The organism is Candidatus Omnitrophota bacterium (genome assembly GCA_023227985.1).
Taxonomy (GTDB): domain Bacteria; phylum Omnitrophota; class Gorgyraeia; order Gygaellales; family Profunditerraquicolaceae; genus JALOCB01.
The window spans coordinates 1-5,331 of sequence record JALOCB010000055.1 but is presented as its reverse complement, the minus strand read 5'-3'; the positions used below and the strand labels follow the sequence as shown (position 1 = coordinate 5,331).

The 5,331-nt window shown below is 50.4% G+C and carries 4 protein-coding genes; all 4 read right to left on the bottom strand.

The window, feature by feature from the left end; all coding sequences use genetic code 11:
- Positions 1–754: hypothetical protein (locus M0R35_07615; GenBank protein ID MCK9595524.1), on the bottom strand; the 754-nt coding region annotated here is incomplete at its 3' end.
- Between the two features lie 31 nt (positions 755–785).
- A complete protein-coding gene (locus tag M0R35_07610) occupies positions 786–2,846 on the bottom strand; it encodes a tetratricopeptide repeat protein (protein ID MCK9595523.1) in 2,061 nt (686 codons plus the stop codon).
- Positions 2,847–2,849: 3 nt separating this feature from the next.
- The gene (locus tag M0R35_07605) at positions 2,850–4,673 is read right to left on the bottom strand and encodes a tetratricopeptide repeat protein (GenBank protein ID MCK9595522.1); all 1,824 of its coding nucleotides are present in this window, start codon (positions 4,671–4,673) and stop codon (positions 2,850–2,852) included.
- A partial coding sequence (locus M0R35_07600; GenBank protein MCK9595521.1) for a tetratricopeptide repeat protein occupies positions 4,663–5,331 on the bottom strand: 669 nt, incomplete at its 5' end. The genes M0R35_07600 and M0R35_07605, both read right to left, overlap by 11 nt.

Here is a 5,331-nt window from a genome sequence, read left to right as displayed (position 1 = left end):
CCCTGCCATTATCACGGTAAATCCATCCCAGTTCAGCATACGCCCAGTAATTCTCAGGGTTGAGTTCTACGGCTGTATTTAATAATGCCTCGGCCTCAAATATCTTGCCCTGGACCCGGTAGAGCGAACCTATTTCCACATACGGCCACTCGCTGCGAGGAAGAAGCTGAATGGCTTGTTCCAATTTCGACAATTCTTTGCTGTAAGGGGCGTCCTGGCCTTCCACGTAACCCTGTTCAGGCAGACTGCGATCAATGAGTGGATCCCCGGATCGCGCGGGAATAATCCGCAGCCAAAGCAGCCTGATCAATTTACAGGCCCGGAAAGACCCCAGAAAATCCCTGACCCGCGAACCTGACCCGGGTTCGTAAAGCATATGCGCTCCCCGGTCATTGATCCCCATCATGCTGATAACCATATCCGGGGCATACTTTTCGATATTGAATTCTAAGTCGCCCAATATGCCTGAAGTATTTATCCCCGGAACGCCTTTGTTGATCACGCTGAATTTCACCCCGATCCCGCGCTGATTAAGGATCCAGCGCAGTTGCGCGGGGTACGAGCAGACCCCACCCACAAAAGTGGTGGATTCCCCTACGCAGAGGATACGATACGTCCATTTTTGCCGGGCGGAAACCCTGTTTCTGCGCTCCTGTAAGGACAAAGACGCGTATCCCGCCAGCCGCAATCCCGCCTCGACCAGGATAAAAGATAAAAACAAACCGAATATGACCGTAAACGTTCTCGCGATCATTACCCGCAATGCCGGAATTTTTACCATGTCTTTACAGTTTATTGTTGACGTTTTTTAGCGAAAAAACCCTGCCCAATATGACATTCGCGATGCTCTCCGCCAACAGCCTGTTGCCTTTAGGCGTGCAATGGCCGAAGTCGCCGTTGCTCATATCGGAAAAATACTCCCTGCAGCCGGATTTCTGAAGCGCGGCCTTGAACGGTTCCTCGTTATCGGCGAAAATAATCCCAGCCGCGTTATCCCGGAATATCCTCTTCAACGGCTCGACGCTGCGCATAGGATACTGCGCGCAGACATACACTATGCCTCTTTCATCCAGAACCGACTTTAGCCTATGATAATTGTTGATCACACCGGGAGGATAATAGTCTGTTTTTAATTCTTGGGTCTTCTTTTCATATTCAAGCCGGGCACTGGCATTACCCGTTTCCGCGTATAATGCCTTTAGCATCCTGCAAGCCCAGTCGTTGCGGGGGTTCACTTCCACGGCCTTCTTTAACGCCGCCTCAGCCTCGGATAATTTGCCTTGGTCCCGGTAAAACTCCCCCAACTTAAGATATGCCCAGATGTCCCGGGGATCGGCGTCTATGGCTTTCTTAAATGCCGCTTCAGCCTCAAAGGGCCTGCCCTGATCCTGAAAAACCAAGCCCAGCCCGAGATGTGACCAATAGCCGCCCGGATCTAATTCCAACGCTTTCATAAAGGCATCCTCCGCCTCCCCGGGTTTATGCTGATCAAGGTAAGACTGCCCTAAACCGACATACGCATCGTAGTTTTTGGGATCGCGTTCCAGGGCATCCTTGAACGACGCGTTAGCCTCGGGAAACCGGCCTTGTTCCAGATAAAACCGCCCCAGATGGACATATGGCCTGTCGTTTCGGGGATTGAGTTCTGCGGCTTTCTTGAACGCAGCCTCCGCCTCAAAATACCGGCCTTGACGGGCATAACCCGTTCCCAGCCCAAAACAGGCGTTATTGTTTCCCGGGTCGAGCCCCATAACTTTCTTGAATAACGCTTCCGCCTCGGAGAATTTATCCTGCGCCTGATAAATATTGCCCAGTTCAAGATATAGCCAATGATTCTTGGGATTAATCCTTATGCCTCTCTTAAACGCGGCCTCCGCCTTTGATAATTTCCCCTGGTCGGAATAGATCCATCCCAGGCCGATATATAACCAATCGTTCTCCGGATCAAGTGCTATGGCTTTCTTTAACGCCGCCTCACCCTCGGAGAACCTGCCCCGCTCAACATACGGACAATAGTTTTCGGGATCGATCTCCTTGGCTTTCTTGAATAACGCCTCAGCCTGGGGAGATCTGCCCTGAACCCGAAAGATCCATCCCAGTTCAAGATACGCCCGGTAATTTTTGGGGTTGATGTCTATGGCTTTCCTGAATATGTTCTCAGCCTCAAGGAATTCGCCTTGACGCTCATAAAACCGCCCAAGCTCAAAATAAACCTTGTCGTCTGCGGGGTTCAGCTCTATTGCTTTATTTAATTTTGACAACTCTTTACCGGGATGCCTGTCCCGGAATTGCGCGTAAACCTGTCGCGACCGGCTTTGGGCAAATAAAGGCTCTGATCTTGGGGTTACCATATGCAACCAAAAAAGCCGGGCTAATTTATAGATCCTTAAAGATCTGAAAAAATTTATCGCCTTAGAGCCGGAAACCGCCTGGTAAAGCATATAAGATCCCATCTCATTGATCCCCATCATGCTGATGACCATATCCGGCCGGTACGCGGAGATATCGGATTCAAGACTGCCTAATATGGCCGCTGTATTTGTTCCGGGGACGCCCTTGTTTATTACGCTGAATTTCACCCCGATCTTGCGCTGATTCAGGATATCCTGGAGCTGGCTGGGGTAAGAATATATGCCGCCGAAAGCGGTGGACGACTCCCCGATACACATAATACGGTATGTGCCTTTTTGCCGGATAGATGCCTTGTTCCGGCGCTCCTGCCATGATAAGACCGTAAATCCCGCCAGCCGCAACCCCAGTTCAAATAAGATCAAGAACAAAAGCAATTCGCATATAAACTTCGGTATTCGCGCGGCCATTCCCCGGAGTACTGATATTTTTTTCATAACTTAATATTCCCCGGACACCTTCTCCAATACGGCATCCGCTATATTCTCCGCCAAAAGCCTGTTGCCTTTTGGGGTGCAATGGCCGAAATCGCCGCCGACCATATCCGTGAAATATTCCGTATGGGAGCTTTTCTCTAAAGCTTTCTGAAAAACCGCCTGATTATCCACGAATATAATACCGTACTCATCGCCCCGGAATATCTCCTTTAACGGCTCTATACTGCGCAGGGGATACTGCATACAGACGCAGGCTATGCCCCGCCTGTCCAAAACCGCTTTAAGCTTACGGTAATTATCGATCACCTCCCGCGGATAATAATACGGCCGCAATTCATTGGCCTTTCTGTCATATTCCCGAGCCAGCTTCGCGTTGCCCATTTCCGAATATAACACCTTTAGCGTCCGATACGCCAGGTCGTTCCGGGGATTAAGCGCTATGGCCTTCTTGAATGAAACCTCAGCCTCAGAATATCGGCCCTGACCGTGGTAGAGCCATCCAAGTTTAAGATATGGGCAGCTATCCTGGGGGTTAACGTCTATTGCTTTCTTAAATAACGCCTCCGCCTCCGAAAGCCTGGCCTGATTTTGATAAACGCATCCGAGTTCAAAATAAGCCCTGTTATTCTTAGGGTTTATTTTTATGGCCTTCCTGATCGCCGCTTCCGCCTCAAAGAATTCCCCCCGGGTTTGATAAATCCAGCCAAGCCCGATATACGACCAATCGTTTTGAGGATCGGCTTCTCCGGCTTTTTTGAATAACGCCTCAGCTTCGTCGGATTTATCCTGTTTCAGATAGATCAGCCCTAAACCGATATCCAGCCAATTGTTCTGCGGATTGACGTCTTTGGCTTTCTTGAATGCGGTTTCAGCCTCGGGGAATTTCCCCTGATCGAGATAGATCCATCCCAGGCCGATATATAACCAGACATTTCGGGGATCCAGCTTTATGGCTTTCCTGAACGACGCCTCGGCTTGGGCGAATTGACCCTGTTCGACATATGGCCAAAGATTTTTAGGGTTAAGCTTTACCGCTTGCCTGAATGCCGCCTCTGCCTCGGATGATTTTTCCTGAACCCGGTAGATCCATCCCAATTCAACATATGCCCTGTCATTCAAGGGGTTTAGTAATATCGCTTTCTCGAATAACCCCCCGGCCTCAATGAATTTACCTTGACGCGCATAGACCAAGCCGAGCTCAAAATCAGCCCTGCCTTTCTCCTGCCCCTGATAAAACCGCCTTATCCCGGCATCCTTCCAGCCATTGCTATGGCCGTCTTTCCCAAAAGATCCTGATCTTGCGGCATTTTTCCGCATCTTACCAAGGCCCGGATCTTCCGGTTTGCGCGCGACACGCGACCAAACGGCCCTGGCTGATTTATAGACCATGAACGATCTGAAGAAATTCACGCCCCTCAAATCAAAAACAGGCTCGTGAAACATATACGCCCCCGAACCGCCGTCGCCCATCATGCTGATGACCATATCCGGAAGGTGCGCATCGAGGCTGGATTCAAGGCTGTCTAATACGGTCGATGTATGTATCCCGAAGACTCCGCCGTTAATCACGCTGAATTTCACGCCGGTGCCGCGCTGATTCAGGATGTCCTGGAGCTGACTGGGATAAGAATACATCCCCCCCTTTGCAGTGATGGAGTCCCCCACGCACAAAATGCGGTATGTCCCTTTTTGCAGTATGACGCCCCTGTTCCCGCGCTCCTGTAGGTATAAGGATACGGATACCGCCAACCGCAGTCCCAGCTCAAGCAGGATCAGGCATAAAAACAATCCGGATACAATCCCCGGCCACCGCGGTCTATTCAGCATATTTTATTTTTACCGCAAACACCTTCTCCAATATGACATCCGCGATATTCTCCGCCAAAAGCCTGTTGCCCTTTGGGGTGCAATGGCCGAAGTCGCCGCCGACCATATCCGTGAAATATTCATTATAGCCCCTGCGCTCCAGGGCTTCCCGGAAGACTTTTTGATTATCCACGAAAATGATATCCCCGGCCTCGCCGCGGAAGATCTCCTTTAACGGCTCTATACTGCGCAGGGGATATTGCATACAGACATACACTATCCCCCGCTCATCCAACACCGTTTTGAGTTTGCGGTAATTATCGATCACAACCCGAGGATAATAAGATTTCCTTAATCCCTTGGCCTGCTGCTCGCATCCCCGGGCAAGTCTCATATCTCCCATTTCGATATACAACACTTTTAATATTCCGCGCGCCCAATCATTTCGGGGATCCAATTCCAGGGCTTTCTTAAATGCCGCCTCGGCTTCGGAAAATCTGCCCTGCTCCCGGCAAGACTGCCCCAGGCCGACATATAACCAGGCGTTTTGGGGATCGCCTTCGATGGCCTTGCTGAACAAAAACTCGGTTTCCAAATGCCTGCTTTGGTTTTGAAAGATCCACCCCAGCTCAAAATAAGCCCTATTGTTCTTGGGGTTAACTTCCCTGGCCTTCCTAAA

Excerpts from the sequence above, each read along its gene's own strand:
- M0R35_07610 (MCK9595523.1), bottom strand. The coding sequence starts at position 2,846 with ATGAAAAAAATATCAGTACTCCGGGGAATGGCCGCGCGAATACCGAAG.
- M0R35_07605 (MCK9595522.1), bottom strand. The coding sequence starts at position 4,673 with ATGCTGAATAGACCGCGGTGGCCGGGGATTGTATCCGGATTGTTTTTA.